The following is a 26,970-nucleotide window of genomic DNA, read 5'->3' as shown; positions in this document are numbered from 1 at the left end:
ATCACCAAGGTGTTCGATACTGATTGGAGGAAGACATCATGCAATTTCATCTCAACGGTTTCCGCGTCGGGGACCCGATGATCGAGCCAGCTGCCGATGGCGCGCCTCGCATCGAAATGCCCGATACGGTCGATGCGCTCATCGTCGGAAGCGGTCCGGCCGGGCTCGTGCTTGCGGCTCAGCTGTCGCAGTTTCCGTCGATCACGACGCGTATCGTCGAGCGTCGCTCGGGCCCGTTGCTGATGGGGCAGGCGGATGGCGTCGCGTGCCGGACCGTCGAGATGTTCAATGCATTCGGCCTCAGCGATCGCTTGTTGCGCGAAGCCTATTGGGTCAACGAGACAGTCTTCTGGCGACCCGATGCAAACGATCGCGGCGCGATCAAGCGTACCGGGCGTGTTCAGGATACCGAAACAGGCATGTCCGAGTTTCCGCACGTCATCGTCAATCAGGCGCGCGTGCAGGACTATCTGCTCGATGTGATGCGCCGTTCCGCGCAACGGCTCGAGCCCGACTACGATCTCGAAGTCGTGGACGTGCAACGCGATAATGCGGGCGAGTATCCGGTGCGCGTCACGTTACGCCGCACGGATGCAGCGCGGCTCGATGAAAAGGTTGTCGTGCGGGCGCGCTATGTCGTGGGCTGCGATGGCGCGCGCAGTCGCGTGCGCACTGCCATCGGTCAAACGCTGCGCGGCGATGCGGCCAATCATGCATGGGGCGTGATGGATGCGCTCGCCGTCACCGACTTTCCGGATATTCGGCTGAAGGCTGCGATTCAGTCTGCGAGCAAGGGCAATCTGCTCATCATTCCGCGCGAAGGCGGCCATCTCGTGCGCTTTTACGTCGATCTTGGCGAAGTCACGCCTGAGAATCGCGACACCATCAAGCAGATCACGGTCGAGCGCATCATTCAGACCGCGCAACGGATTCTGCATCCTTATTCGCTCGACGTGAAAGAGATCGCGTGGTTCTCGGTTTATGAAGTGGGACAGCGTTTGACCGATCGCTTCGACGACGCTATCGCCGCCGACGGAACATCTCGCGAGCCACGCGTGTTCATCGCCGGCGATGCCTGTCATACGCATAGCGCGAAAGCGGGTCAGGGCATGAACGTTTCGATGCAGGACGGCTTCAATCTCGGCTGGAAGCTCGGCACGGTCCTGCAAGGACTTGGCGACATCGACCTGTTACGCACATATTCCGATGAACGCCAGCCGATCGCGCAAGAGTTGATCGACTTCGACAAGGAATGGTCCGCGATGATGGCCGCGCCGCCGAAAGATCCCAATCGCCCCGAAGCAGGCGGTGTCGATCCCGCCGAGCTTCAGGCTTACTTCGTGCGCGCGGGCCGCTATACGGCAGGCGTCGCGACGCGATATCGGCCGGGCGCGTTGACGGGCGAATCGACGTATCAATCGCTTGCGAGCGGCTTCACCATCGGCTCGCGCTTTCATTCCTCGCCCGTCATTCGTCTCGCCGATGCAAAGCCGATGCAACTCGGCCACGCTGCACGCGCCGACGGTCGCTGGCGCTTGTACGCTTTATCGGACGCGAGCGGAAGCGCGCTCAATGCGCTGTGCGAACATCTCACTACGTCGCCCGATTCTGTCTTGCATCTCATCACGCCAGAAGACGCCGATGCGGATAGCGTCTTCGATCTGCGCGCAGTGTTGCAGCAGCCTCATCGCGAAGTGCGACTTGAGGATCTGCACGCGTTGTTGCTGCCGCGCAAGGGACGCTACGGCCTTATCGACTACGAGAAGGCATTTACGAGCGACGCGTCAACTGATATCTTCAATGTGCGCGGTATCGACCGCGAACGGGGCGCGCTTGTCGTGGTCCGTCCGGACCAGTACGTCGCGCATGTACTTCCGTTGGACGCCTACGCCGAATTGAATGCGTTTTTGCGGCCCATTTTCCGAACGAACACACCTTCGCCAAAAGCCTAGAACTTGCCGACCAAAAATAACGACGCCGAGGCGCCTTCCAAATTCACGGGCAGCCTGGTACGCCGCGCCCAACAGCGCCACGTAGCGGTATGGCTCAGCGAAGTCTCCGCCGAGATCACGAGCGTCCAGTACGCGGCGCTCGAAATCTTGCAGAGAACGCCCGGCGTCAATCAACGACAACTTGGCGATGAACTCGACGTGGACCGTTCGACAATCGCCGATCTCGTCGCGCGCATGGTGCGCAATGGTTTGATCGAGCGCTCGGACGATCCCGGCGACAAGCGTAGCTATGTGCTGTTCCTGACTCCCGTCGGCAAGAAGCAACTTGCGACGTTGCGTCCACGTGTTGAGGAGGTCGAGCGCATTCTCACTGCGAGGCTGACGGCGGTCGAATGTTTGGAGTTGCGGCGCCTCCTTTTGGCACTGTTGCCGCCGGGGGAATAGTGTGTTCGTTACTCGCAGCGGTGTGTTTACGGCAGTTCACAAAAGCCGACGGGCTAGAGTTTGCTACGCGACGATCAACTCAAGGACGCAAGTGGCGGTTGTATCTTGGAGCGGTCATGCCGCGATAACGAATGTTATCGGCGGCAATCGACGGTGCCGTGCAGAACGGCCACCGCGCCTGACTGTCCGCTCCCCAAGCGTCGCTTCAGACTGACAACACGGTCAAGAATGCCAGAGTGAGGTGGATTGCCCAAACGAGCAACGGAATCACCAACTTCGAGTTTTCGGGAATGACAGGCCTGAGGGCGGGGCGGGTGTTCATCATTGAGACACCGCCTGCACGTCGACTGAGAAATGGACATCATGTTCACGTCGTCATGGCTCTGCCCTTCTGCGGGCGACCGTAGCGCTCGCCGACGCACGGAAGGCAAACTTCCGCATGCGGGGTGTCACGGCAAACCTGCATTGCCGCGCGGGCCCCGTGGGGCAGACATCACGACAATCACCGTGTATCGGGCCACTTTGCAGCCGACGGTCCCGCACGGTAGAGGCAAAGTAGCAGGAAAAAAGTGGAAAAGATAATGAACAAAATTAATTTTTGTGCGGGCGGTGCTCGCGATTCTTTGTAGTCCCCCGCACTTGCCTGCGCGTTGGGTTTGCCGCCTATCAACACCTCGCGAATGCCGGGCGCCGGGTTGGCTGCGTCCAGGCGTCTTTCTAACGACCGCGCGATAAGAGGATCATATCCCTGCATGACCGGGTTTGTTCTGAAGATATCGGCCACCGTGCTTAGTTCCTATCTCGATGAGTCCGTTTAGGCGCAACTACACGGACTAAACTTGCACAAGGCTGACTTGAGGCGCCTTTACACCGAAAACGATTTCAGCTCCATGGCGGCGAAAGTTCATACTTATCAACGTGCGGCAGCAACTCATAGTGAACAGCCATGCATAATCACCACGCGCTAGCCGATGGAAGGATGATGGAGGGCGAATTCCTTCGCACCGCGAAGACCATCAATCAGACGGCCAGATCAAGGTGCGTGGCGCAAGGCCGGCCGGCGTAGGTACACTCGTATGCTTCACTTCGCAGTCCGTATTAAATCGATTCACATCTCGTTACAAGAGTCTGTCTTGACCCTGGCGTCTACTTCACACTATGCTTCATCGCAGCAATCGGTCCGCCCGGCTGTCGGCAGCGAAGGTTCCTTGCGAGGTTCGTCGACGGATGACAGGGTGGCATGCTGCAGACACCGTTCGTGCCGTGCTTGCGACGGTTCCTGTCTTCCCGAGAACGATCGAGGGCTCAGATGTTGCAAACCTTCTTCTTCGATTCTGCTGCGAGCCAGGCGCACCGCCCCGCGTTATGGGTCAATGAGCGTCTTTACAGCTACGGTGAAATGGAAACCCGGGCACGTCGCGTGTCTGCGGGACTGGCAGCGGTTGCACGGACCGGCGACGCGGGCCGATGTTTGCTGCTTGGGCATCGCAGCGCCGCCGCCTATGTTGGCGTGCTGGGAATTCTTGACGCCGGCATGGCCTATGTGCCGCTCAGCCCGAAGATGCCGGCTACGCGGATCGCAGCCATCATCGAGCAGTCCGGTGCGCCGTTGATGCTGGTCGATCGACGTTGCGCCGGGGTGCTCGATGAAGTGCTGCGCTTGCTCGACGAACGCCCGCAGATCTTCCTGCTCGACGAAGACGCGGATGAACCGCACCTGCCCTCCGTTGCCGCCGCTCTGCCGGCGCTGCCAGCCGCGCCGTATGTGCAGCACCCGGGCACCGCGCACGACGTCGCTTACATACTCTTTACGTCCGGCTCGACCGGGGCGCCGAAGGGCGTGCCAATCACGCATGCGAACGCCGATGCCTATGTGACGGGACAATTGAAACTGGCCGATAAAGTGCACGAAGCGCGTTATGTGCAGTTTTGCGAACTGAGCTTCGATCCGTCCGTGCACGACATGTTCGTCTGCTGGGCGAACGGCGGCTGCCTGTACGTGCCTCACACCGTCGATCCAGTCTATAGCGCGGGCTTTATCAAGACTCACGAAATTACACACTGGAATAGCGTGCCTTCAGTGGCCACCTTCATGCAGCAAATGCGCAAGCTGACGCCGGGTGCGTTCCCGAGTCTTCGAGTGTCGATGTTCGGCGGCGAGCCGTTGCCTCGCTCGCTGGCGCTGGCGTGGATGCGCGCGGCGCCGAACAGCCGGGTCTTGCATATGTACGGGCCGACCGAAGGGACCATCGCCTGCACGTGCTTCGAGGTCAGCGCCGAATTTCTCGACGATCCGCAGCACACCGTCATGCCACTCGGCTGGGCACTTCCGGAGGTAGAGCTGATGATCGTGGATGCCGAGCTCGAACCGGTCGCCGCGGACCAGACGGGCGAGTTGCTGATCGCTGGCCCGCAGCTTGCCGGTGGCTATCTGTCGCCTGACGAAGCCGGCAATAACAGGTTCGTCGGGAAGACTTATCCGGGCCGGCGCGCGCAACGCTGGTATCGAACCCGCGACGCCGCGCGCGCAACAACGCAACACGGAATCGTGTTTCAGGGGCGTCTCGATACGCAGGTCAAGATCCGCGGCAACCGGGTCGAGCTGGAAGAGGTCGAACATGTCGTGCAGGCGTGCAGCCATGCTGCGCTGTGCGCGGTGATCCCATGGCCGCTCGATGAAGTCGGGCAAGCCGCCGGCCTCGTCGCCTTCGTGACGAACGCCCGGGTCGAGGTCGCGCTGGTTCTGCGGGCGTGCCGGCAGCGCTTGCCGGTGTATGCGGTGCCGCAACGGATCGTTGCCATCGACGCGTTCCCGCTTAACGTGAACGGCAAAATTGACAGAATGGCTCTCGCTGGACAGTGTGCACGCGGCATGGTTGCCGCCTGAGGTTTGTGCCAGGTCCACGGTAAAGATAGCCAGCCATCGCCGCGCATGAGTGCATCGATAACATGCCTGAAACAACAGGCGTTAGAGGGGGGGCAAATGAGAGCCGCTTTGCGCCGCATTCTTGCGGAAACCGCATGCCTTGACGTGCCGGTCGATACCTTGAGCGACACCGACAACCTTTACGCCGCCGGCCTGTCTTCGCTCGGCACGGTCCGTGTGATGCTGGCCGTTGAAGACGCGTTGGCCGTAGAGATACCGGGAGAATTGATTACGTTTGACCTGTTTCAATGTATCGATTCGCTCGCGAGCGCGCTCGCACCGCTCCTACGTCAGGAGTCGGTGGCGAGCCGGCAGTGTGCGGCCGCCCGGCGATAGCCATGACAGGCAATCCTGCAATGAGGCCAGTCACCTTTGGTGGCTGTTACGGGTCGCTGCACCTGCCGGCAGGCGGCGGGGCCACGACGGGCGTGGTGCTGTGCAGCCCGTTCGGCTACGACGCGCTATGCGTGCACCGCGGCTGGCGCGACTTTGCAGAAGCATTGACAGTGGCCGGCGGTATTCCCGTTCTTCGCTTCGACTATCCGGGAACAGGCGATTCGGCCGGCAACGAGGAAGACCCGCAGCGCTTTCGCGCATGGATCGACAGCATCAAGGCTGCGTCGGAGTATTTGCGGGGTGCCACCGGTGTGACACGCCTGATCCTGTGCGGCTTGCGTCTGGGGGCGACGTTGGCAGTCGTGGCAGCCGAAGAACTGGGCGACGTCGATAGCCTGGTTTTGATGGCGCCCGTCATCACTGGCAAGCGTTATATCCGGGAACTGGGCATGCAGCATAAGAGCTGGCTCAAGACCCCAAATGGCCGCGAAGGAGCGCAAGCTGCTGACGACGGGCGAGCCGTGGGCGCGTTCGGATTCCAGCTGTATGCCGACACGCTCGAGCAACTGGCTGACGTTGATCTCGTACAGCGCGAGCGGCTCGCCGCGCCCCGTGTGCTGCTGCATGATACTTGCGACAGCGAATCCATGAGCCATCTGGCCGAGCATTATCGTGGCCACGGTGCGAGCGTAGACGTGCAGATTTTTCCGGAGTACGACAAGTTCCTGGTCGACCCACGGTTTAGCGTGCCGCCGCGACGGGCCTTCGACAGTGTGCTCGAGTGGCTCGGCTTTCAGTCCGGCACGCCGGCCATGCCGGCGGTGGAGATACTTGCACCGGCCGCCGATGCCCGGATCGATTTTGCGGCAGGTCATGAGACGCCTGTCGTGTTCGGAGGCGGGCGCTACGTCGGCGTGTTGTGCCAGCCGCGCCGCGCCCAGGAGCACGCCCCCGCTGTGCTGCTCGTCAATACGGGCGGGGCTCATCGCGTCGGCGACGGACGGCTTGCCGTACTGATGGCGCGACGGCTGGCGGCGCAAGGCGTCGCCTCGTTACGCATGGACCTGGGCGGCCTTGGCGATAGTCTGCATCACGAAGATTCGCCGACCCTCGAAGCCGTGTACGCCCGTCATTCGGTCACAGACGCGACGGCGGGCGTGGAATGGCTGACGGCGGCCGGATACCGGGGGGTTGTCACGTTTGGCGTCTGCACGGGCGCATACGTCAGCATTCATACGGCGTTAGCGCATCCTCACGTGGTGGGCTGCATGTCGATCAACTTGCCGTTTTTCTTTTGGGGCGGCCCGCAAACGAAGCCGGGCGCTCACCATATCGAATCCAGTGAAGTGTACCGGCGCTCGATCCGCAACCCCCATAAGTGGCTCCGGCTGCTGACCGGCCGGGCCAATGGGCGAGCGATCGCCGTGGAGCTGGGACGCCGCTGGTACGTACGGTTGACCTCGCTCGCCGGCAGCGCATTCGAAGGCTGGTTGGGTCTGCACACCTCGACCGGTGCTATCCGTCAACTCTTGAGGGACCTCGACCGCAAGGGCGTGCGAACGTCGCTGGTGTACGGCGCGCTCGATGCGGGGCTCGATGAACTGGCGATCCGTTTTGGCCCGAACGGTAGCGAACTCGGAAAGCTAACGAACGTTACGGCAACGATACTCGCGAGGGTGGATCACTCGTTGTTCTCGCGCACCGCGCGTGATGTTGTGATGGCTCACTTCGAGGAATTTGTGCACGAGAGGACTCTCGATGCCGGGCGCGCCGACGTCCTGGACGCTACAGTTTTACACACGAATTCGTTGCGACGGATGTGGATGCAAACGGGCCCGCGCAAAGCCGTCCGATGACGGCGCAGTTCCGCCCCCCGGCATCGAAGAAGCACAGCAACACGTGACACGTGCCGGGCGCGAGACTGGACGCTAATTGTCGTCGTCCGCTCAATCCGGAGTGCGATTCCGTCTTCACAGTGGCCTCGCACGCCGCAAACAAACAGCCCTGGCTGCATGACTGAGGCGACAAGTATCTTGACACGCGCCGCTTGCACATCGTGTATTGCTTTCTTCTCAATAAATTGAGGGCTTAGATCATGACGACCGATATCGAAACGTGCGAATCTCTCCTCTCAATGTTTGATATGGAAATAAAAAAAATAGAACGGTCGACATGCTTATCGACAGACATCGAATCCATCCCGGACGAATTCACCAGAAGGGTATTTGAATCGGGTCTTGACTGGCTTGAGGGCTTTATCATGAGACCTCATGCTGAACTGGGCCGTCGTGGGGCAATTTGCCCTTTTGCCAAGCCAGCTCATGACGAAGGATCATTGGTTTTTTGTGCCTGGGATGTAAAGGAACTACCATTCGAAATTCTTCTCTCGACATTAAACAGGCTACCTGCGCTTTATCATCGGTTGTTTGCCTGCATGCCTGGAAACTCGCGACTCTTTTCTATGTGCGTATTCCTGAATGGCCTGAAAGAAGAGCAATATTCGAAATATATAGACGAGGCGCATTCGATGGCGAAGCCCGTTTTTATGGGGGCAGGTTTGATGCTCGGTGAATTTCATCCTTTAAGCATGAGGAACGGGGTTCATTCAAAAACATTCCGGCCGATGCGTAGTAGCCGGCCAGCTTTTGTTGTGCGAGCGATAACGCCTCATGATGCAATGTTTATTGATCGGGCCGATAGCCCGGCCGAAGTACGTCTCCGCGAACTATTGGACTATAAGTTATGGATTGGAGACGCTCTGCCAAAAGACGACCTCCTTAGAATTGAGAAACGGATCGCGGAACTTAGATTGGCGATAGGAAGATAGGATGGCGAAGTTGATCACGGTAGCTGGATGTGCCGCTAACTCTCGTGCTGGTTTTCGACTCGTTGCCGGTTCCGAGTCTATGGGCGCAAATGGATGTCGCCGACTCGAACGCCGCACGGGAAGCACTCCGCGTTCGCGAAGGCATCGGGCCAAAAGTTGCTGGCAATATCGGGTTTTGGTTTCGCAAGCTCCAGCCGCCGTCGAAAACGATCGTCGACCTTCGAGATTGGGCAAGATCTCGAGGTATTGATGGGGTTGTGTGGACCGCGCTGCCGCCGAAGTTTGACGGCCGTGAGCAAATGCCCCCTGCGGAGAACGTGTTACGGCCTGCGCACTCGCGCTGTCAGCGTAATTCGTGACTCAGGATTACGTCGAGCGGAAAATGCAGGCGCTTGAGCACTCGGGCTACCGCCGGATTCGAAGTCGTCATCGGGTTGCCGTCGTTCAGATTGTTCCGCACATCTTAGCCGACCGCCTTAATGCGACAGAACCATTTTAAGCGATTGCCCACGCTGTAGAGGCGAGCGATTCGCTACAGCAACTCGTCCGCGTTATCACGACACAATCTGAACAGGCCCCGGGCCGGTGTGCCTCCTCCCGATCGAACGGGCAACATCAGGTGCGTCCGGCAGTCTGCTCATCGAGATGCAGTACTTCGGCAAGCATCGGCCAGCGCCGCGCCACGCATCCTCCGCCTAGCGGTCGAAATAGCGCTTCGGATCGATGCTGAACCGCCTCCGATTTTTCTGGACACGAATTTGGGGTAAAACCTGTGTCTGGAAATGCGAGCCGGTACACGGAGACGAACATGGGCAAGAAAGTTGCGGAAATATTGTCGAAGTTCTCGAACAGGCGGGCCTAAAGCGCTGCTACGGCAACGTGGGCGATACGCCAAATCTGTTTGCTGAGAACCCGGAGACACACTGCCTCACATGAGAAATATCACAATTCGACAACTCAAGGCTTTCGAAAGTGTGGCGCGCAACTTGAGTTTTTCCCGCGCGGCTGAGGACCTTCACCTGACCCAGCCGGCGGTATCGATGCAGATCAAACAGATGGAGGATCAGGCTGGCTTGCCGCTGTTATGTCACACCGGTAAGCGGATCTCCCTCACCGAGGCAGGCAAGCTGATTCTGCGGCACTGCCAGGTGATTCTTGCGGATATGAAGGCCGCCGAGCAATCACTGGCGGAGCTCACGACCGGCGGCATCCAGCGGCTGCGGGTCGGGCTGATTACGTCGGGCAGCTACTTCTTTCCCCATCTGATCAACTCGTTCATGCAAGGAAGACCAGGCTCGATCTCGACATGACGGTGCGCAGTCGCGATCAACTCATCACCCTGCTGCGAAGCGACCAGATCGACCTCGCTGTGATGGTGCACGCGCCGGATGACCCGGCCACAGTAGCCGAGCCGTTTGCACCCAATCCCTTCGTCGTGGTATCCGCGCCGACGCATCCGCTGGCCTACGAGCACAACATCCCTTATGCGCGCCTTGCGCTCGAATGCCTGATCGTACGGGAACGTGGCACGGACACCCGCAGCGCCGCCAACCAAGCGTTCTGCAGTCACGCATCGGCACCGCGTTTCATGGAACTCGGCTGTGCCGAGGCGATCAAGCAGTCGGTCAGGGCGGGCATGGGCATCAGCTTTTTATCTGCGCAAGTGGTTCAGTCCGAAGTGCGCGTGGGCCTGGTCAAGGTGCTCGACGTGCAGGGCCTTCCGCTTAAACGCCACTGGCGCGTGGTCCATCGCGTGGACCGCCCCCTGCCACCAGCCGCGCGCGACTTCCGGCAGTTTCTTCTCACCGAGGCCGGTGCGCGGCTGGAACATTTCACGGGAATCGAGAGTGTGCATACGGGCATGGATCCTCAGCGGGCTAGTCACGCTGTCCTGGAAATGAAGACATTTGCCGCCAGTAGCGCCAGTCACGAAGTCGTGCTTCGCACCCGGACGCTGTTACGAGACGACCGACTGCCAGATGAGAGCCACGTTCAGGGCCAGAATCACACCGGTAGCGAAGACCGCCGCGCCGATGAGCTTCCGGCAGGCAGTAAAACGACCCATCACTGAGCGCCGGGACGACAGCACCACGAGTGCAATGAGCGGGACCGGCAGGATGATGCTAAGGACGATCTGGCTGTCCACCATTGCCGTCATCGGATTAAACGTCATGCAGACGATGACCGCCGACGCGGTGCCGAGCTGGTCAGTCCGAGTTTGGCATGCGGGTCAAACTGGTATCAGCGAGAACACCGGAATAACCTGTGAGGTCAAAGGGACTCATCGTGCACTGCCGAAATTCTATGCCAGGGACCCATCTGGCGTAGCTTGCGGCGTAGGTTCCTAATTCTGCCCCCGCCAGTCATAGCCTCTTCACTACTTCGAAGAGAACGAATAGGATAGGTGGACCGATCTGCGTCGGTCCAGTCCTGCATACGTTCGACGGCCGCTCGGCCGGTCACGGTCAGGGGGAGCTAAGGCGTTACGCCCGGGCGTTGAGTTTTGCAAGGTGTCTTTTGCGTAGACAGGTCTCGAAGGGGCAATGGTGCGATGAAATTGATAGCCGCGTAGAGGGGATGGCGGGCTCGCCCGAAGTGGGCATGCGCAGAGTCCTCGACGGAGGCTAACGATCAAGGCTGGTGCGCCGTTCCCGATTTTTTCGACGCCGCCTGTCCGTCAGCATGCGGCCCGAGCGTCATTGTAATGGCGGGCTGATGTAATTCACCCGCCTTAATCCCATGACGGAGGCTCATATGCAATACCTGTTGATGATCTATTCGGACGAAAACCGCTGGAGCCAGATGACCGACAGCGAGCGGCAGCAAGGGGTTGCCGCCTATCACGCGTACACCGAATCGTTGAAAAAAGCGGAAGCGCTGATGGGCGCCAACCGGCTGCAGCACACGAGCACGGCCACCACGGTGCGGCTCGTCGACGGCAAGCCGCAGGTGCTTGACGGACCGTATTCCGATTCGAAGGAGCAGCTCGCCGGCTACTACCTGATCGACGTGCCCAACCTGGACGCGGCGATCTCGTGGGCGTCGCGCTGTCCCGGCGCGGCGCACGGCCTCATGGAAGTGCGCCCGGTCTGGACTGCCCCCTACGACGCGCCATCTGCCGCATGAGTCCGTCCAGCGGCGGCCGTGACGCTGACGGCGCCGCACATTCGATTGCCGAGGCGGTCGCTCGCCGAAGTTACGGCAAGCTCGTCGCGCTGCTGGCGATGCGCACGCGCGATGTCGCCGCGGCCGAGGACGCGCTGGCCGACGCGTTCGCGGTCGCGCTCGCGGAATGGCCGGAGCGCGGCTGCCCCGCGAATCCCGAAGCGTGGCTGATGACGGTTGCGCGCCGCCGGGCGATCGACGGCGCGCGTCATCGCCGTGTCGGTGACGAAGTGGCGAACCAGCTCGCGATCCTCGCCGACGAGATCGACGAGCGTGAAGCAGGCGTGTTGCCCGACCGGCGGCTTGCGCTGCTGTTCGCGTGCACGCACCCTGCGCTCGAGGCCGCGATTCACACGCCGCTGATGCTGCAGGTGGTGCTGGGGCTCGAAGCGAAGACGATTGCGTCCGCGTTCCTGATGTCGCCCGCCGCGATGAGCAAGCGCCTCGTGCGGGCGAAGAACAAGATCCGCGAAGCGGGCATTCCATTCAACGTACCCGAGCGCGAGGAGTTGCCCGGCCGGCTCGCTGCAGTGCTGGAAGCGGTCTATGCGGCGTATGCGGAAGGGTGGACCGATCCGGTCGGCGGCGATACCGACCGGCGCGATCTCGCCGGCGAGGCGTTGTTTCTTGCACAACTGCTCGTCGAACTGCTGCCCGAGGAGCCAGAGACGCTTGGTCTGCTCGCGCTGATGCTGTATGCGCAGGCGCGGCGCGATGCGCGACGCGATGCGGCTGGCGACTACGTGCCGCTGTCGGCTCAGGATCCGGCGACATGGAACACGCCGATGATCGACGCAGCCAACGCATTGCTACGGCGCGCAAGCGCATTCAACGCAATCGGACGCTTTCAGCTCGAGGCCGCGCTGCAGTCGGCGCACGTCTACCGCTGCCGGACGCATCGCCCGAACTGGGACGAGATCGTGCAGCTCTACGATGCGCTGCTCGCGATTGCAGCGTCGCCGGTGGTCGCGGTGAACCGCGCGCTCGCGCAGGCGGAACGGGACGGCCCGCAGGCGGCGCTCGACGCGCTCGAGCCGTTTGCGGACGATCCGCGGCTAGCCGACTACCAGCCGTACTGGGCCGCCCGTGCCGATCTGCTCGCGCGTGCCGGCGCGACGGCCGAAGCGCTCGGCGCGTACGATCTCGCGATCGGACTCGAGCGCGATCCGGCCGTGCGCCGGTTCCTGCAGCGCAAGCGCATGGAGCTGTTATCGGCGAGAAGTTAGATTGGCGCGTCGCGTTTGCCACGCGAGGTTGCGAGCCTCGCGCTGACGTCATTCGCTCTCGTGTCTGGACGGACACTCAATCGACGGCTTCATCCAGATTGCAGACGCACGCAAGGCCTCGCGCTCATCGTGCGTGCGCGGTCCCCGCGAATTCGGAAGTAACGCCAGCGCCGTAAGAAGACAACGTAGTCCTTTGTATACCCAAGAGACAGCGCACCCCTGCGTTGAGGCAGCAACTGCGGCGAACGATATCTGCGGATGCTTCTGGCCTACCGCGCTCGATCACTCGTCCAATAGGGGCCGCAGTGCACACGAGCGCGCTCACAACTCTGCGGCGCGCCGTCCGTCGATAGTGCCGCCGTACGTGGGGAACTCGCCGTGCGTGATTGCCGCACTGCCGTGGCTGGTCCTGAAGGGCATCTCTGAATGCTGGTTTCGCCGACTTGGATATCCCGCTGCGCGTCCTATACTGAAAGGGAGCCGCGCGGAAGCCGGCCCCTGATACAGAAGCGGACGAGAAATCGTTCATTGGGGCGCGGTAGCGGGGCCACGGAAACGCCTGCGTGAATAGCGCGGGCGTTTTCTTTTGCGGCCCAGATAACCGCTACGCCGCAAGTTCCGGCACGTTCACAAGCGCCGATATAGACGAGTTGTGGTTACGTCGGCGTCAGCGATATTGCCCCTGAAATCGCAGCAATCTGCTGCGCTGCCTCTCCACCACGGCTCGGTGTAGGTTCACGATTTCGCCCCCGCTGGATAAGGCTGGTCCACCGACGACCGCTGCACAAGGCGGCCCAGAAAGCCCTGCAGACTGATTATCGATTTGTTCTCGCGGCGCATGACTGTTGGTCCGGTGCGGGTATTCGAGACCTGAGTCAATGCGCCTACATTTGCATCTGCCGGAGCCGTCGGCCCGATCGGCGTTGAAGCCGATATTCAAGCGTTATCTACATGGAGAAATGACAAGTGAAGTTCTCAGTGAACGAGGAAATTCGCTCTGACGATATTGCAACCATTGAACATGCGATGAAGACCGTCGACGTCGACGCCAAGGTCAACGTTGACATTGACACGAAGACGGTAAGCGTTGATTCGTGGCTGATGCCGGAAGAGTTTCTTGTCGCTTTCGTCGATGAAGATTATGACGTGACCATTGTCGAAGCGTAGACAGGCATTTGACAGGATGCGGTGAGGGCATGCAAACCACCCAGGCCGCCTGGCCTTGCCAGGTGAGTTGCATCGGATCAACGTGCCTGACTTTCGACACACGCGACGCGTGTCCTGGTCATTCTCCAGAGATTCATCAGCATCAGGTCAGCTCTGTCCGGGACCAATAGCATCTGTGACTTCGACAGAAGTGCGGTGATGAACAGAGATCCCGGTCAAGGGCGCATAACGTGATCTGTGAATGTGCTGAGCGCGGCGAAGCGTACCCTTCGTGCGCGATAAGCTGAGTCCGGCGCATCCTTATCCGAAGGGCAGCCTTTGCGTCGCAAAACTGTTCGATCTTCTAATACACGAAACGCCAGACATTTTTACGTGATGGCCAGAAATGAGCAGGAAATGGCCTTAAACCATCACAGCTAGAGCGTTAGTGAAACCCCGTAAAGCGTAACCTGATCTCATTGGCGATCAGAAGATTGCTGGTCCTGGCGGGCACAGGGACCTGGTGATTTGAGTCACGGGGTCTTGCACAAATTGACGCGGACTGGATGGCACTGAACCTTGCCTTCTTTCGCATTCGGATATTTGTCTTCGTGTACCTGTGGACGCGTTGGGTTGATCAAGGCGGCAAGGGGTGCTGCCTTGGGTAAATTCGTGGCAGATACCGGGCATGAGCCCGACTGAGGACAGAGTCATCATGATGATGCGGAATCGGAACACCTCCTTCCTGTTTGGAGGCAATGCTCCTTATATCGAGGAACAATACGAGGCATACCTTGCCGACCCGAACTCGGTGTCGGAAGAGTGGCGTGGCTATTTCGACGCGTTGCAGGGAGTGCCGGCGGTTGATGGATCAGACGCGGGGGACGTCGCGCACGCACCGGTCGTGTCTCGCTTTGTCGAGTTGGCGAGGCAGACGCGAACTGGAGGACGTTCGGAGAGCGACGTACTGAGTTTCGCCCGGAAGCAAGTCGCCGTACAGGCCTTGATTTCGGCGTATCGCATGGTCGGCACCCGCAATGCTCGTCTGGATCCGCTGCGTTGGACTGCGCCGGTGCCGGTGCCTGAATTAAACCCGAGCTACTACGATCTGTCCCGCGTGGACATGAACACTAAGTTCAGCATGTCGGGCGCTTATTTTTCGGACGAAGACGCAACGCTCGGCGATCTGGTGCAGGCGCTGACAGAGACATATTGCGGGACGTTGGGCGCCGAGTTTATGCATCTGGCTGATCCAGATCAGCGTAACTGGTGGCCAATGCGCCTGGAGTCTTCGCGTTCAAAAGCTACCCTGGATACCGGTGACAAGTTGCACATCCTCGAACGGCTGACAGCTGCCGAGGGTCTTGAAAAATACCTGCATGCCCGCTACGTCGGTCAGAAGCGCTTTTCGCTCGAGGGTGGTGAGTCGCTCATCGTCCTGCTGGATGAGCTGGTTGCATATGGCGCCACGAGGGGAGTCAAGAGTTCAATCCTTGGCATGGCACACCGTGGACGTCTGAACGTTCTCGTCAATATTGTCGGGAAGCCGCCGGCAACGTTGTTCGACGAGTTCGATGGGAAGACCGCGAATCTTCTTCCCGCGGGCGACGTCAAATATCACAAGGGCTTTACCGGCTTGCTTCCGACGGCAACCGGGCCGGCAGAAGTGACGCTTGCGTTTAACCCGTCGCACCTGGAAATCGTCAACCCTGTTGTTCAAGGTATCGCTCGCGCGCGTGCCGAAGTATTGGGGCAAGGTGCGAGCGCAGTCCTGCCAGTGGAGATCCACGGGGACGCCGCGATTTCGGGGCAAGGTATCGTCATGGAGACGATGAACCTTTCGAATACAAGGGGCTTCGGCACAGGCGGCACGATCCATGTGGTGGTGAACAATCAGGTCGGTTTCACCACTTCCCACCCGGAAGATGTCCGGTCGTCGTTCTATTGCACCGACATTGCCAAGATGATCGAGGCGCCGATCCTGCACGTGAACGGCGACGACCCTGAGGCGGTGATTGCCGCAACGCGCCTGGCAATCGATTTCCGTGCGACCTTCAAGAAGAGCGTTGTTATCGAGCTGGTTTGCTTCCGCCGCCATGGTCACCAGGAACAGGACACGCCGAACATCACGCAACCGTTGATGTATCGTTCCATTGCGAGCCACCCTGGTGTCCGTACCCTCTATGCAAAGAAGCTCGTGGACGAACGGGTCGTGACGGCGGAAGACGTGGAGAACTATGTCCATCACTACCGTGAACGTCTTGACGCTGCGCAAACCGCCGAAGAGAAGAAGCCGGTCGATAAAAAAAACGAAGAGGTGAGCTGGCCGCAGTTGCTCGATGGAAACGTTGGCCGTATCTACTACGCGGCACCCTTGCCAGACCTCGTTCAGAAACTCGCACGCAAGATCACAAGCATTCCCGAGCAGTACTCGCTGCATCCGCTCGTTGGAAAAGTCACTACGGCCCGTCGCGAGATGGCGGAAGGCAAGCGTCCGCTGGATTGGGGTATGGGCGAGCATCTGGCCTTCGCCTCTCTTCTCTCCGCGGGTATCGACGTGCGCTTGAGCGGGCAAGACAGTGAACGCGGTACATTCAGCCATCGTCACGCGGTGCTCCACGATCAGAAGCGGTCGGTTCGTGGAGAGGGCACGTACGTCCCGCTGGACCATGTGTCGGACAACCAGGGAAAATTTTCGGTTACCAACTCGATTCTGTCGGAGGCAGCGGTTCTAGGCTTCGAGTACGGGTACTCGATTGTTCGGCAAAACTCATTCGTATTGTGGGAAGCGCAGTTCGGCGACTTCGCGAACGGGGCGCAGGTTGTTATCGACAACTTTCTGTCTGCAGGCGCCGCAAAGTGGGGGCAGCATAGTGGTTTAACGATGCTGCTTCCGCACGGTCAGGAAGGGCAAGGTCCGGAGCATGCGTCCGCCCGCCTTGAACGCTACCTGCAACTTTGTGCGGAGGAAAATATGCGGGTTTGTCAGCCCACGACACCGGCGCAGATTTTCCACCTGTTGCGGATGCAGGCAGTGCTCCCCGATCGCGTTCCGCTGATTGTGATGACGCCAAAGTCACTTCTGCGCCACCCGGAGGCTGTCAGCAGCCTCGAGGATCTCGCCAAGGGCCGATTCAGCGAGATTCTTGCCGAATCGTCTACGGAGGAAGCAGCGTCCAGGGTCGACCGGGTCATCCTGTGTTCGGGTAAGGTCTACTTCGAACTGCTTGAGCGTCGGCGTAAGGCCAGGAAGGACAATATCGCGTTGATTCGCGTTGAACAGTTGTATCCATTCCCTGCGAAGCAGATCAGTTCGGAGTTCGAGCGCTATCCGAATCTGAAGAGTGTCGTCTGGTGTCAGGAAGAGTCGAAAAACCAGGGTTCGTGGAATTTCGTAATGGAACAGCTGCTGGAAATTGTGAAGGCACCCGCAGTGCTTCGCTATATCGGACCTGAGGCAACTGCGTCGACTGCACCGGGTTACCCGTCGATGCACGTCGCGCGTCAGGAAAAGTACCTGCACGCAGCTATCGACGAGTAGGGAGGCAGCAAGGGCGAGTCGGAGACGATGTCACTGATTCGCCTTCGTTGGCAGGTTCAAAGGGGCACGGGTTCAAGTTTGCGTGTCCCTGACTTTGGATCGTTGTGTTTCTTTGCCGAGATCGTAAGATAGCTGACGAGGCGGGCGGTGTTTGAACGGCTCCTCAGACCGGACGTTTGCGCGCCGACATTGTGGCTGTGTCATTTCGAGGCTGGTTAGACGCCTGCCTGTGAATTCGGCTCGCCACAGCACACGGAGACGCTCGTGCCAGCACGACTTCACTCCGACGGAATCGCAGCCGGGGGCTCAATCCGATTGGGCTCGGCTTACACTGCTCGGCAATTCGACAAAATCCTCGGTCTTGCCCAATGCATTCATCGCATCGATCAGGGCAGGGGGCGGGCAGATCAGCTTGCGTTTTTCCAGATCGAGCCAACCGCCCGCTGATGTTACGCGGGCCACCAGCTTGCCGTCGCGCAGAAATTCATTGCGCAACAGCATACGGCTTCCATCGACTGACAGGCCAGCGAGCGCAAAGCCCACCATTACCCGATCAAGCAGATGGATCTCGCGAAAATATTCGATCTCGTCCTTCATCACGACCGGTCCGATGCGCAGCTTCATGAACTCCGACATCGAAAAACCCTGTTTCGCGAAGTACAACATTCGCGCATCGACTGATTTGTCGAGATAGGCGGTGTTGCGCATATGGGAATTGAAATCCATATCGCCCCAACCGGCGAAGAGTTCGGTCTCAAACATGGTGTGGCCTTACGATAGGTGTTGCGTGATACCTTCCTGCCGGTTTTGCCGGCCCGGTTCAACGCAGAATATCAGGGATGGGCCGCAAGGAGGGACGCTCGTGTGGCCGATCCTGTAGATTGGCAGGAGCGTGGACGGCACTGAGGCAGGGGATCGTCAGCCATCTGATGCCGCCGATGCGGGAGCGTCCGAACACGCGAGCACGGCTAATGCGCCTTCTGCAGATCCGCAATCGTCGCGGCGAGAAAACGCGCCGCCTCACCGCCCGTGACGACCCGATGGTCGAATGTCAGACTCAGTGGCAAGATCCGATGCACGGCGGGAACGCCGGCTGCCGCCACGACCTGCTCGTGAATTCGCCCGGCGCCGAGAATCGCGACAGTGGGCGGCACAACCACGGGAGCCGCATATTTGCCGGCGATCATCCCGAAATTCGACAGCGTGATCGTATTGCCACGCAGTTCTTCCGGCGGAATCCTGCGTGCCCGGATATCGGCACGCATCCGGTCGAGCCCGCCGCGCAGATCAGCTGGGTCGCGGAGCGCGACGTTGCGTAATACCGGCACGAAGAGACCATCCGGCAGATCGACTGCGATGCCAAGATCGATCTTCTCCAGCACGTGGCGCCGCCCCGCATGTCCGTCGAACCATGTGTTGAGCCCCGGTTCGGCACGGCATCCTGCCACCAGCGCGCGGATCAGCCGGATCGTGACATCGGTATGCGGCGGCCACGCATCAATGTCGGCGTCGTCGATGACGGTCGCCGCTGCCACTTCGCTCTGCGCGCGCGCCATGTTCTGCGCCATCGCGCGCCGCACGCCGCGCAGCACTTCGGGCGGCCCGAGCTCGGCGAGGACCTTCGCTACGCGCTGCACGTCAGCTGCCGTGATGACACCCTCCGGCCCCGATGGCGTCACCATCGCCAGATCGACATCCAGCTTGCGCGCGAGCGCCCGCGCCGCCGGGATCGCCTTGATCACGCCGACACCCGCACCCATGCCGCCGCCAGGCGCCGCCGGCGCTTCCTGCACCACATGCTGGCCGACCTCCATGTGGCCGACCACGGTACCGGCATCGGCTTCGTCTCCCTCTCCTTCGAAGGCGGCGAGCGGCGCGCCCAGATGCACGACGTCGCCCGGCTGGCCGAACAGCTTCGCGATACGGCCGGATTGAGGCGACGGAATCTCGACGATCGCTTTCGCCGTTTCGACCGACAACAGCGGTTGATCCGCGCGAACCTCTTCGCCGCTCCTGACGTGCCACTCGACGATCTCCGCTTCTTGCAAGCCTTCTCCGAGATCGGGCAGTTTGAAGACTTTCATGGCTTTACGACGCCTCCAGGGTCTGCCTGGCCGCGGCAACGATGCGCTCCGTGCCTGGCATATATTGATTCTCAAGCCTGTACAGCGGCACCACCACGTCATATCCGGTGACGCGTTGCACCGGCGCGAGCAGCGAGTACAGTCCGCGCTCGGCGATATTGGCCGCAATCTCCGCGCCAACCCCTCCGGTGCGCGAGCCTTCGTGCACGATCACACAGCGTCCGGTTTTCGCCACCGAAGCGAGAATGGTGTTCATGTCGAGTGGTTTGAGCGTCACCACGTCGATCACCTCGGCCATCACGCCTTCCTGTGCGAGCAGATCGGCTGCGGCCTGCACGTCCTGCAGTGCTCCCCCCCAACTCACCAGGGTGACGTCCGTCCCATCGCGCAACGTCAAGCAGCTGTCGAGCGGCAGCGCTTCGCCGTTATCCTCTACCGGCTGCCTGAAGAGCCGGTAGAGTCGCGTCGGCTCGAAGAAGATCACCGGGTCCGGGTCGCGGATTGACGCGAGCAGCAAACCGTATGCGCGTGCAGGAGACGACGGTGTCACGACACGCAATCCGGGGATGTGGGTGAACAATGCTTCAGGGCTTTCGGAATGATGCTCCGGCGCGTGAATCCCTGCGCCGCACGGCGCACGGATCACTAGCGGGCACGTCAGCCGTCCGCGTGTTCGATGCCGCAGACGCGACGCGTGATTCAGAACGTGATCGATGGCCGGATAGATGAACCCGCTGAACTGGATCTCCACGACCGGCTTCAGGCCCATCGCCGCCATGCCGATCGCGGTGCCGGCGATCGCGGTTTCAGCCAAAGGCGTATCGATCACCCGCTGCGCGCCGAATCGTGCCTGTAACCCGACCGTCGTGCGGAACACGCCACCGTTCACGCCGATATCCTCGCCGAGCAGCACGACGGCTGGGTCGTGCGCCAGTTCGTAGGCGAGCGCCTGATTGAGCGCTTCGACCATATTGAGGTCAGCCATGGCGGTTCTCCGCAGGAGGCGCGAATCCCTGCGCCATCGCCAGTTGCTCACGCATCGCCAACGGCAAGGTCTCGTACAGATGATCGAACATGGCGGACGTGTGCGACGGCGGCACCGCAAGATACGCTTCGACGGCCTGCTCGACCTGCGCAAGACACGTGCGGCCGAGTTGCTCGTCCTGCGCCTTGTCCCAGACGTTCATGCGCATGAGGTAAGTGCGCAGGCGCAGCAACGGTTCGTATGCCCATTGCCTGCTGAGGACCTCGGCGTCGCGATAGCGCGTCGCGTCATCGGCTGTGGTGTGATCGCCAAGGCGATAGCTGAGCGCTTCGATCAGCGTCGGGCCATCGCCGCGGCGAGCTTTGGCGAGCGCCGCGTGGACCACCTGGTGCACTGCGATCACATCGTTACCGTCGACCTGCAACCCATCGATTCCCGCAGCGACCGCTTTTTGCGCGAGCGTTTGTGCAGCGCTCTGGCGGCCGCGTGGCACCGAGATCGCCCACTGGTTGTTATTGATCACGAGGACAAGCGGCGCCTGCCAGACGCCGGCCATGTTCATTGCCTCGTAGAAATCGCCTTTGGACGTGCCGCCGTCGCCGAATATCGCCACCGCGACGCGCGGCTCGTGACGCAGCAGGAACGCATAGGCCGCGCCGGCGGCATGACACACCTGTGTGCCGATCGGCACACAGTTCGGAAAGTCGTGGCGGGGCACACTGAAGTCGCTGCCGCGTTCGTCGCCGCCCCAATACAGCAGACTTTCCGTCATCGTGACGCCGCGCAGCAATTGCGCGGCGTGATCGCGATACGAAGGAAACAGTACGTCGTCGGGCTCCATCGCGCTGGCGACGCCGACGCCAATCGCCTCCTGGCCGACCGACGACGCGAAGGTGCCAAGCTTGCCAGTACGCTGCAGCGCGACCGCCTTCGTGTCGAACGCCCGCGTCAGCACCATCGCGCGATAGAGCGGAATCAGCGCCATCGGGTCCTGCGCAAAGGCAGGTAACGGCTGGGCAGGCTCGCCTTCGGAGCCAAGATATTGCGTGTAGCCGATATGAAAACTGGCAGCCGTGCTCATGACCGCTCTCCATGTTTATTCAGATATCGTATCCGCGCCGGAGTTCACGTGCACGAGCGCTACCGCACGAACGTTGCTGAGCTTGCGCACTCAAACCGCTGCGCGTCCAGACCCGATTCCGGACGATGCAGGCGCGCAAAAGAGGCCTGCGCCTCGCCTCGTTGATCACACGCAGCAAACTAGCCGGGAATACGAGCCGAACGCTCGATTGTCGCGATGCACCATCGGATGGGCGGCCACGCGGCATCGGCCGGGTTTCCCGGACGCGTGCTTTCCGGCTCCGCGTATCCCTGCTGCGATCGATGCCGGGACCCGTGCGCGACGATCATCAACCACAGCCACTTTTGCTCGGGAGGAACTTATGTCACGATAAGTGCCTCGCTTCAATTTCCATCGCGACTCGCGCGGAGCGCGCACTAACTAGCGGCTGCGGTCACGGACAGGGTACGAAGCGTGGCGATGAGCGACTTCAACGTGCCGGACACCACCTCAAGAGCGTTGAAAAAGGCGGCTTGGGCATCGACCCCGCGTCGCCTGTTGGCACTCTTGCTCATCGCATTGATCTTCCCACTGGGACCGGCATCCACCGTTGCCGCCGAGGAGCGCGCCATGACTCTCACGCTAACGTCGCAAGCCTTCCGACAGAACGGGGAGATTCCCTCACAACATACTTGCGAGGGCGCCGATGTTTCCCCGCCGCTCGCGTGGTCCGGCGTGCCCTCGAACGCAAAAAGCCTGGCGCTGATCGTCGACGACCCTGACGCGCCAGACCCTGCCGCGCCGAAGATGACCTGGGTACATTGGGTGCTGTACAACATCCCGCCGACGGCAATCGGGCTGCCCGAGGGCGCTGCTGCGGGGGGATTGCCGAGCGGCACGCTCGAAGGCACCAATGACTTCAGACGTGCCGCTTACGGCGGCCCGTGCCCGCCCGTGGGACGCCACCGCTATTTCCATAAGCTGTATGCACTCGACACCGTACTGCCCGATTTGAAACGCCCCAGCAAGGCGGCGCTCGAAAAGGCCATGCAGGGGCACGTGCTGGCGCACGCCGAACTGATCGGCACTTATCGCAAGCGGTGAGCGAAAGCGTTGTTCGTGACCTCAGTCCCGGTTCGTAAAGACCGTCAATACGCCGGTGTAGCCGTAAAGGTGACTCCTTGCAATCTCGCCGCCGGCGAAGAATCCCACCAACGGTACCTCACCTAGCGCATTTCGCACCGTCTGCAACTCCGCATGCCGCGCTCCGAAGTGCGGACCGCCCCGTCCCGAGCAACTGACGTACAGCGCGCCCGACATGTGCCTCGCCGTGTCGCATTCCAGTTCCGCGCGGATTTCCGTTGCAATGCGCACCAGGTCGGCCCGGGCCGCCTCGCGATTGCGCGTGCAAAAGGCCAGATGCATGCCGGGCTCGACCCGATCCGCAATCGCCAGGACCCGGTGCTCGGGATCCACGCCCACCACGTGCCGCACGAGTGTATCCGCGCCGAACTTTCCAGGCCATGTCGGCACGTCCTCGACGCCGGTGCTCAAGCCCGCCAGGGTGGTAGACAGCGCCTGCGACAACGCATCGACTGGCAGATCCCGGTCGAGTCCAAGATCTTGTAGCACGCAATCGAGTGCGGGCTTGCCGTCCAGCGTGAACACCAGATTGCGTTCGGCCTGGGTGATGGTGCGCACCGGCCCGACAGGCTGGCAGCCTTGCGTCACGCGCGAAATCAGACCAACCTCGGGGCCGAAGAGCACGCCGGACAACCCCCCGGTGAACACGCCTTCCGCCATATGTAGCGGACGGTTTCGCGCCGAGGATAGCCCGCCGAAGAGATAACCAGTGGTCGTGCGGGCGCTCAGTTCGTGCAGCAATTCCTGCACATCCGGCGTGCTGCCTTCGGCATGGACCAAAGCGGTATAGGCCACGAACCCGGAGGATGTCGCAGGCAGTGGTTGCTGGCCGGAGAATAGCCGGAACGATTCCCGTGGCAGCGGAGCGACCATCAGCACGAGGGCCGGTTCGTCGATGTATTCGATGCCGCTAGCCGCTACCCCAACACCGGCCGTCCCGACCCAGGCGATGCCGGGCAGGCTCCGGTGCAGTTCATCGAGGATTGCCTCGGACGCGGGTGCGTAATAGTCGCTGAGGTAACACCAACCGAGCGTGAAGGGTGCGGATTCATCTCGCTGTGCCGCACGGGCTTCAATCTGAGCTTGAACTTGCCCCTGGCACTCGGCGAGAGCCGCTCGCCAGTCAGCGTGGGCAGCGTGAGCGTGGACAAACGAAGCGGGAAACATGGCGGAGACCTGTCGAAGACACCAATAGATTGGACCTCCGCTGGCATGGCGTGTTCAGCGGGACGAAAGCCGGAGCAGTCATTGAGGTAATAAAATGTATTAGCCTGGACCGGACCCGACAGGTAGTCGGGGAAGCAACGTAAGGAAGTGGATTCTGTAGGGAATCAGTTTCTCCCTGGCAAGCTCGAGTGAATCGAGTATGGGACATCATGGGCTACTGCGTCACCGCGTTGCAATGCTCCGGCGTGGTGTTCATCCCGGGACTGTACCTCTCCCAGCCGCTTGCGAACGGAGGCGCAACACATGGATGCTCACGAACCTGTCACGCGGCCGACACAGCCTGTCCGCCGCCCGGTGCTGGTCTGGGACGCGCCGGTGCGACTGTTTCACTGGCTGGTGGTCGTGCTGGTCACGGCGGCCTATGTCACCTTGAAACTGAACTGGATTGACTGGCACGTCCGGGTCGGCGAGACGCTGCTCGCGCTGGTTATTTCCCGGCTGCTGTGGGGCTGCTTTGGCAGTGAAACCGCGCGCTTTCGCAGTTTCGTGGCGTCGCCCGCCGCTGCACTTCGTCATTTGCGTCACCTGTTTCGCCGCGAGCCGGATGTGCAGGTGGGCCACAATGCGGCCGGCGGCTGGATGGTCCTGCTGCTGCTCGCGTTGCTGCTGGCCGAGACGCTGAGCGGGCTCTACGTCAACAATGACATCGCCGACGAAGGGCCGTTGAGCGAAGTGGTGCCCGTGTGGCTCGCCAACGCTATCTCGACGTTGCACGGGCTTGTTTGGGACGTGCTGCTCGCCGCGGTGGCGCTGCACGTGCTCGTGATCGCTCTCTACGCAGTAGCGAAGGGGCACAACCTGCTGCGTCCGATGCTAACCGGCTACAAGCTGTTGCCCTCGTCCATCGACGCGCCGCGGCAGACGCCAGCGCTGCTGGCGCTGCTGCCGCTCGGCGTCGGCGCTGCCGTGGTGATGCTGCTCGCGGCCTGGCTCTGAGTTTGCCGCGAACCTGATCTCAGGGTGCCGCTTCAGTGGTTGCGTCAGTTGCTCTTCGGCGGCACCACCTGGCCGCGGATCTCGCCATCCGGATTGTTCTTGCTGTGAACGTTGATGTACATGTCACCGGCTTCGAACATCCTGGCGTCGTCCGGGGATAGCGTGGCCTGACCGCTGATCGGGCTCGTCACCTCCATTTTGCCTTTCTGGGAGAGCCAGACCTTCACGCCGGCGTTTTTGCCGGCCGGAGCGGGCCCGTGGAAATGCGCCATCGTGGTCTGACTCGACAATCCGCTGAAGCTGATGTTCCAGGTTACGACCCGCGTGCTGGGGTCGTACGTGAGCTTGGCGCTGCCGCTGCCTGAAGTCTGCACCGGCGGGACCTGTTGGGCGCCCGTCAACGGCACTTCAAAAGAGACCGGCGCCGCTTGCGCCAAGGTCAGCGTACCCGCTAAGGCCAGACCACCGAACACCATGAAAGCGCGCTGCGAGATGGATCGTGACATTTGGTTTTCTCCTTCTGGGTTTGCCCTTGCTGGGCGGTAGCCATTGTCGAAAGGTGCGGAAGGCCCCGTCGGCGCGGCCGGCAGCCAAAGAGGTGAGACAAGGATAGACGCAAGCCGCCGGTAACTCCAGGTGGGGTCCCGGAAGCCTTTGGCCTCGAAGTGCTTGATCCTGGCCATTTTTGTCCACCCCTCCGAAAACTGGAAATACGCCTTCGGAAAGCACAAGGAGCCGGCACATTCCTCCACCCAGGTCAAGAAATGGGATTTTTCAGCAACGTTCTTGCGTGATGGACTTGTGGGGTTTCGAGTGGGGTTTGCCACAAAGAGGGGAGACGGTCTAACGCCGTCGCATTCCGCCGGACTCTCCACCGGACCCGCGCATGCCACCGATGTTGCGCTGCATCCCACCGACTCCGTGCATGCCTCCGGGCTGGAAGCCTCCGGGTTGGAACGGTGCGCGGCGGAAGCCCGTCACGATGTGAACACTGAAATGGTTGTGATCCAGCTGACGGAATTTATTAAAGCGGTGAAAACGGTGGGAATTGTCGACAAAAATGAAGCTCACGCCCCAACTGATAAACAGGGGTGGTCCCCACCACCACGGATCGGAGTACGGGTAAGTCGCTACCGGATACCACATCACGTTGCCGTCGGGACTTTGCACGAACTGCCATGTCCCGTCAGGCTGCAGGCACGCACGTCCGACGACCTGCTGTCCCGTGCCGTCGATTTCCGCCTGCCCCACCACCGCGCGGCAATTGCCATAGTTGCCCGACACATCTGAATCGTCATATGTTTGCGAGAAGGCAGGCGCAGAAACGCCTAGACAGAAGAGCAACGTCCCGAGCCGAAGTAACCTGTTCATGATGGGGTTCCGCGTGGATCCCCGACGTTTCGACGCGCGGCGTCACCGGCGTCACCCAGCACATCGGTGTGCTTGCGCAACTTCGCGCCGCGGCGCGATAAGGCTTCCCGCCGGGGACATGGTTGCCTGCTCGTTAAACGACCGGATGCACCGGTTTATTCCAGGGCCACATGGGGTGAAAACCGCGTCAGCGGAGCGTTAGCAAGCCCCGTCGTCGCGCGAACCGACCAGCGGTCAATCGCCGAAACGGCACTGTGCATCATCAGCCTGTCATTTTGCCGACCTATGATGTTTTACTTTTGCCCCTGGTCGCGGCCTCATTGTTACTGGGAGACGAACATGCTAAGCCCACACGAATTTGCCACCCTCATGCTGGTCCGCAGTGCACCGGACCAGATCGACATGAATCGCAGCGAAGTCGACACGCTGCTGGAACGCCAGCTCCTTCTGCTGGAGCAGATCGCTGGAGGACATCAACGGCCTTTGCTGACACCAGGCGGCCACTCGTTACTGGAAGCTGCCAGCCGTCTCCCACGGGCGCATTCGCAATCGCTCGCGGATTGTGAGTGGGGCGGCGACGAACCGATCTAATTGCAGGACG

At 61.0% G+C, this 26,970-nt stretch carries 23 protein-coding genes and 2 pseudogenes; 15 read left to right on the top strand and 10 right to left on the bottom strand.

Annotated features, from left to right (window positions below):
• The first annotated feature begins 38 nt into the window (after positions 1-38).
• Both B0G77_RS23005 and B0G77_RS23000 read left to right on the top strand, forming a co-directional pair.
• Complete coding sequence (locus B0G77_RS23005) at positions 39-1,952, top strand: FAD-binding monooxygenase (protein WP_133664421.1); 1,914 nt, start codon at positions 39-41, stop codon at positions 1,950-1,952.
• 3 nt (positions 1,953-1,955) lie between these two features.
• Complete coding sequence (locus B0G77_RS23000; protein ID WP_133664420.1) at positions 1,956-2,396, top strand: MarR family transcriptional regulator; 441 nt, start codon at positions 1,956-1,958, stop codon at positions 2,394-2,396.
• A gap of 502 nt (positions 2,397-2,898) precedes the next feature.
• On the opposite strand, the gene B0G77_RS22995 is transcribed toward B0G77_RS23000, so the two are convergent.
• Positions 2,899-3,180 (bottom strand): hypothetical protein, encoded by a 282-nt coding sequence (locus B0G77_RS22995; RefSeq protein ID WP_133664419.1) that lies wholly within the window; start codon positions 3,178-3,180, stop codon positions 2,899-2,901.
• A 525-nt stretch (positions 3,181-3,705) separates the two neighbouring features.
• On the opposite strand from B0G77_RS22995, the gene B0G77_RS22990 reads away from it, so the two are divergent.
• The 4 genes from B0G77_RS22990 (at position 3,706) to B0G77_RS22975 (ending at position 8,485) form a co-directional block, all read left to right on the top strand.
• The gene (locus B0G77_RS22990) at positions 3,706-5,283 is read left to right on the top strand and encodes an amino acid adenylation domain-containing protein (RefSeq protein ID WP_133664418.1); all 1,578 of its coding nucleotides are present in this window, start codon (positions 3,706-3,708) and stop codon (positions 5,281-5,283) included.
• Positions 5,284-5,379: 96 nt separating this feature from the next.
• Positions 5,380-5,658, top strand: a complete 279-nt coding sequence (locus B0G77_RS22985) for an acyl carrier protein (RefSeq protein ID WP_133664417.1) — start codon at positions 5,380-5,382, stop codon at positions 5,656-5,658.
• Between the two features lie 2 nt (positions 5,659-5,660).
• On the top strand, positions 5,661-7,514 hold the full coding sequence (locus B0G77_RS22980; RefSeq protein WP_243751170.1) for an alpha/beta hydrolase: 1,854 nt from the start codon (positions 5,661-5,663) through the stop codon (positions 7,512-7,514).
• Between the two features lie 239 nt (positions 7,515-7,753).
• Positions 7,754-8,485, top strand: coding sequence for a DUF6875 domain-containing protein (locus B0G77_RS22975; RefSeq protein WP_133664416.1), 732 nt, complete (start codon positions 7,754-7,756; stop codon positions 8,483-8,485).
• Positions 8,486-8,843: 358 nt separating this feature from the next.
• Here the strand turns inward: B0G77_RS22975 and B0G77_RS43860 are convergent.
• Positions 8,844-8,915, bottom strand: a pseudogene (locus tag B0G77_RS43860) (IS6 family transposase); the annotation flags it as partial.
• Between the two features lie 502 nt (positions 8,916-9,417).
• Between B0G77_RS43860 and B0G77_RS45585 the strand changes: the two are divergent.
• Positions 9,418-9,795 (top strand): LysR family transcriptional regulator, encoded by a 378-nt coding sequence (locus B0G77_RS45585; protein ID WP_133664415.1) that lies wholly within the window; start codon positions 9,418-9,420, stop codon positions 9,793-9,795.
• A pseudogene (locus B0G77_RS45580) lies at positions 9,783-10,235 on the top strand (LysR substrate-binding domain-containing protein); the annotation flags it as partial. The gene B0G77_RS45585 and the pseudogene B0G77_RS45580, both read left to right, overlap by 13 nt.
• A gap of 207 nt (positions 10,236-10,442) precedes the next feature.
• On the opposite strand, the gene B0G77_RS45575 reads toward B0G77_RS45580, so the two are convergent.
• Positions 10,443-10,634: a hypothetical protein gene (locus B0G77_RS45575; RefSeq protein ID WP_347814205.1), complete on the bottom strand. Its 192-nt coding sequence runs from the start codon at positions 10,632-10,634 to the stop codon at positions 10,443-10,445.
• A gap of 605 nt (positions 10,635-11,239) precedes the next feature.
• Here B0G77_RS45575 and B0G77_RS22950 point away from each other — a divergent pair.
• The 4 genes from B0G77_RS22950 to B0G77_RS22930 all read left to right on the top strand — a co-directional run bounded on the left by B0G77_RS22950 (position 11,240) and on the right by B0G77_RS22930 (position 17,563).
• Positions 11,240-11,611 (top strand): YciI family protein, encoded by a 372-nt coding sequence (locus B0G77_RS22950; RefSeq protein WP_133664413.1) that lies wholly within the window; start codon positions 11,240-11,242, stop codon positions 11,609-11,611.
• The gene (locus tag B0G77_RS22945) at positions 11,608-12,876 is read left to right on the top strand and encodes a DUF6596 domain-containing protein (protein WP_133664412.1); all 1,269 of its coding nucleotides are present in this window, start codon (positions 11,608-11,610) and stop codon (positions 12,874-12,876) included. The genes B0G77_RS22950 and B0G77_RS22945 overlap by 4 nt, the downstream gene beginning before the upstream one ends.
• Positions 12,877-13,842: 966 nt before the next feature.
• On the top strand, positions 13,843-14,043 hold the full coding sequence (locus B0G77_RS22935) for a copper chaperone (protein WP_133664410.1): 201 nt from the start codon (positions 13,843-13,845) through the stop codon (positions 14,041-14,043).
• A gap of 694 nt (positions 14,044-14,737) precedes the next feature.
• Positions 14,738-17,563 (top strand): 2-oxoglutarate dehydrogenase E1 component, encoded by a 2,826-nt coding sequence (locus B0G77_RS22930; RefSeq protein ID WP_133666824.1) that lies wholly within the window; start codon positions 14,738-14,740, stop codon positions 17,561-17,563.
• A gap of 306 nt (positions 17,564-17,869) precedes the next feature.
• Here the strand turns inward: B0G77_RS22930 and B0G77_RS22925 are convergent, their stop codons facing one another.
• The 4 genes from B0G77_RS22925 to pdhA all read right to left on the bottom strand — a co-directional run bounded on the left by B0G77_RS22925 (position 17,870) and on the right by pdhA (position 21,713).
• Positions 17,870-18,325, bottom strand: coding sequence for a thioesterase family protein (locus B0G77_RS22925; protein WP_133664409.1), 456 nt, complete (start codon positions 18,323-18,325; stop codon positions 17,870-17,872).
• Positions 18,326-18,531: 206 nt separating this feature from the next.
• Positions 18,532-19,647, bottom strand: coding sequence for a dihydrolipoamide acetyltransferase family protein (locus tag B0G77_RS22920; RefSeq protein ID WP_133664408.1), 1,116 nt, complete (start codon positions 19,645-19,647; stop codon positions 18,532-18,534).
• 4 nt (positions 19,648-19,651) lie between these two features.
• A complete protein-coding gene (locus B0G77_RS22915; protein WP_133664407.1) occupies positions 19,652-20,632 on the bottom strand; it encodes an alpha-ketoacid dehydrogenase subunit beta in 981 nt (326 codons plus the stop codon).
• The gene (gene pdhA, locus B0G77_RS22910) at positions 20,625-21,713 is read right to left on the bottom strand and encodes a pyruvate dehydrogenase (acetyl-transferring) E1 component subunit alpha (protein ID WP_133664406.1); all 1,089 of its coding nucleotides are present in this window, start codon (positions 21,711-21,713) and stop codon (positions 20,625-20,627) included. Before pdhA ends, B0G77_RS22915 begins: the two co-directional genes overlap by 8 nt.
• A gap of 609 nt (positions 21,714-22,322) precedes the next feature.
• Here pdhA and B0G77_RS22905 point away from each other — a divergent pair.
• A complete protein-coding gene (locus B0G77_RS22905; RefSeq protein WP_133666823.1) occupies positions 22,323-22,796 on the top strand; it encodes a YbhB/YbcL family Raf kinase inhibitor-like protein in 474 nt (157 codons plus the stop codon).
• Between the two features lie 21 nt (positions 22,797-22,817).
• Here B0G77_RS22905 and B0G77_RS22900 read toward each other — a convergent pair whose 3' ends face one another.
• Positions 22,818-24,002: an FIST N-terminal domain-containing protein gene (locus tag B0G77_RS22900; protein WP_133664405.1), complete on the bottom strand. Its 1,185-nt coding sequence runs from the start codon at positions 24,000-24,002 to the stop codon at positions 22,818-22,820.
• 303 nt (positions 24,003-24,305) lie between these two features.
• Between B0G77_RS22900 and B0G77_RS22895 the strand changes: the two genes are divergently transcribed.
• Positions 24,306-24,998 carry a cytochrome b/b6 domain-containing protein gene (locus B0G77_RS22895; RefSeq protein ID WP_133664404.1) on the top strand — a complete coding sequence of 231 codons (693 nt, stop codon included), beginning with the start codon at positions 24,306-24,308 and terminating at the stop codon, positions 24,996-24,998.
• 44 nt (positions 24,999-25,042) lie between these two features.
• Here the strand turns inward: B0G77_RS22895 and B0G77_RS22890 are convergent, their stop codons facing one another.
• On the bottom strand, positions 25,043-25,504 hold the full coding sequence (locus B0G77_RS22890) for a CHRD domain-containing protein (protein WP_133666822.1): 462 nt from the start codon (positions 25,502-25,504) through the stop codon (positions 25,043-25,045).
• 337 nt (positions 25,505-25,841) lie between these two features.
• Positions 25,842-26,369 carry a hypothetical protein gene (locus tag B0G77_RS22885; protein WP_133664403.1) on the bottom strand — a complete coding sequence of 176 codons (528 nt, stop codon included), beginning with the start codon at positions 26,367-26,369 and terminating at the stop codon, positions 25,842-25,844.
• 339 nt (positions 26,370-26,708) lie between these two features.
• On the opposite strand from B0G77_RS22885, the gene B0G77_RS22880 reads away from it, so the two are divergent.
• The gene (locus B0G77_RS22880; protein WP_133664402.1) at positions 26,709-26,960 is read left to right on the top strand and encodes a hypothetical protein; all 252 of its coding nucleotides are present in this window, start codon (positions 26,709-26,711) and stop codon (positions 26,958-26,960) included.
• Positions 26,961-26,970: the final 10 nt, after the last annotated feature.

This window comes from Paraburkholderia sp. BL10I2N1 (assembly GCF_004361815.1).
Lineage (GTDB): Bacteria > Pseudomonadota > Gammaproteobacteria > Burkholderiales > Burkholderiaceae > Paraburkholderia.
Note: the sequence above shows the minus strand (reverse complement) of the source record. Positions and strands in the feature narration are given on the sequence as shown.

Coding starts and splice junctions, on each gene's coding strand:
- B0G77_RS23005 (WP_133664421.1), top strand. CDS start 39: ATGCAATTTCATCTCAACGGTTTCCGCGTCGGGGACCCGATGATCGAG.
- B0G77_RS22990 (WP_133664418.1), top strand. CDS start 3,706: ATGTTGCAAACCTTCTTCTTCGATTCTGCTGCGAGCCAGGCGCACCGC.
- B0G77_RS22985 (WP_133664417.1), top strand. CDS start 5,380: ATGAGAGCCGCTTTGCGCCGCATTCTTGCGGAAACCGCATGCCTTGAC.
- B0G77_RS22980 (WP_243751170.1), top strand. CDS start 5,661: ATGACAGGCAATCCTGCAATGAGGCCAGTCACCTTTGGTGGCTGTTAC.
- B0G77_RS22975 (WP_133664416.1), top strand. CDS start 7,754: ATGACGACCGATATCGAAACGTGCGAATCTCTCCTCTCAATGTTTGAT.
- B0G77_RS45585 (WP_133664415.1), top strand. CDS start 9,418: ATGAGAAATATCACAATTCGACAACTCAAGGCTTTCGAAAGTGTGGCG.
- B0G77_RS45575 (WP_347814205.1), bottom strand. CDS start 10,634: ATGGTGGACAGCCAGATCGTCCTTAGCATCATCCTGCCGGTCCCGCTC.
- B0G77_RS22950 (WP_133664413.1), top strand. CDS start 11,240: ATGCAATACCTGTTGATGATCTATTCGGACGAAAACCGCTGGAGCCAG.
- B0G77_RS22945 (WP_133664412.1), top strand. CDS start 11,608: ATGAGTCCGTCCAGCGGCGGCCGTGACGCTGACGGCGCCGCACATTCG.
- B0G77_RS22930 (WP_133666824.1), top strand. CDS start 14,738: ATGATGATGCGGAATCGGAACACCTCCTTCCTGTTTGGAGGCAATGCT.
- B0G77_RS22925 (WP_133664409.1), bottom strand. CDS start 18,325: ATGTTTGAGACCGAACTCTTCGCCGGTTGGGGCGATATGGATTTCAAT.
- B0G77_RS22920 (WP_133664408.1), bottom strand. CDS start 19,647: ATGAAAGTCTTCAAACTGCCCGATCTCGGAGAAGGCTTGCAAGAAGCG.
- B0G77_RS22915 (WP_133664407.1), bottom strand. CDS start 20,632: ATGGCTGACCTCAATATGGTCGAAGCGCTCAATCAGGCGCTCGCCTAC.
- pdhA (WP_133664406.1), bottom strand. CDS start 21,713: ATGAGCACGGCTGCCAGTTTTCATATCGGCTACACGCAATATCTTGGC.
- B0G77_RS22905 (WP_133666823.1), top strand. CDS start 22,323: ATGACTCTCACGCTAACGTCGCAAGCCTTCCGACAGAACGGGGAGATT.
- B0G77_RS22900 (WP_133664405.1), bottom strand. CDS start 24,002: ATGTTTCCCGCTTCGTTTGTCCACGCTCACGCTGCCCACGCTGACTGG.
- B0G77_RS22895 (WP_133664404.1), top strand. CDS start 24,306: ATGGATGCTCACGAACCTGTCACGCGGCCGACACAGCCTGTCCGCCGC.
- B0G77_RS22890 (WP_133666822.1), bottom strand. CDS start 25,504: ATGTCACGATCCATCTCGCAGCGCGCTTTCATGGTGTTCGGTGGTCTG.
- B0G77_RS22885 (WP_133664403.1), bottom strand. CDS start 26,369: ATGAACAGGTTACTTCGGCTCGGGACGTTGCTCTTCTGTCTAGGCGTT.
- B0G77_RS22880 (WP_133664402.1), top strand. CDS start 26,709: ATGCTAAGCCCACACGAATTTGCCACCCTCATGCTGGTCCGCAGTGCA.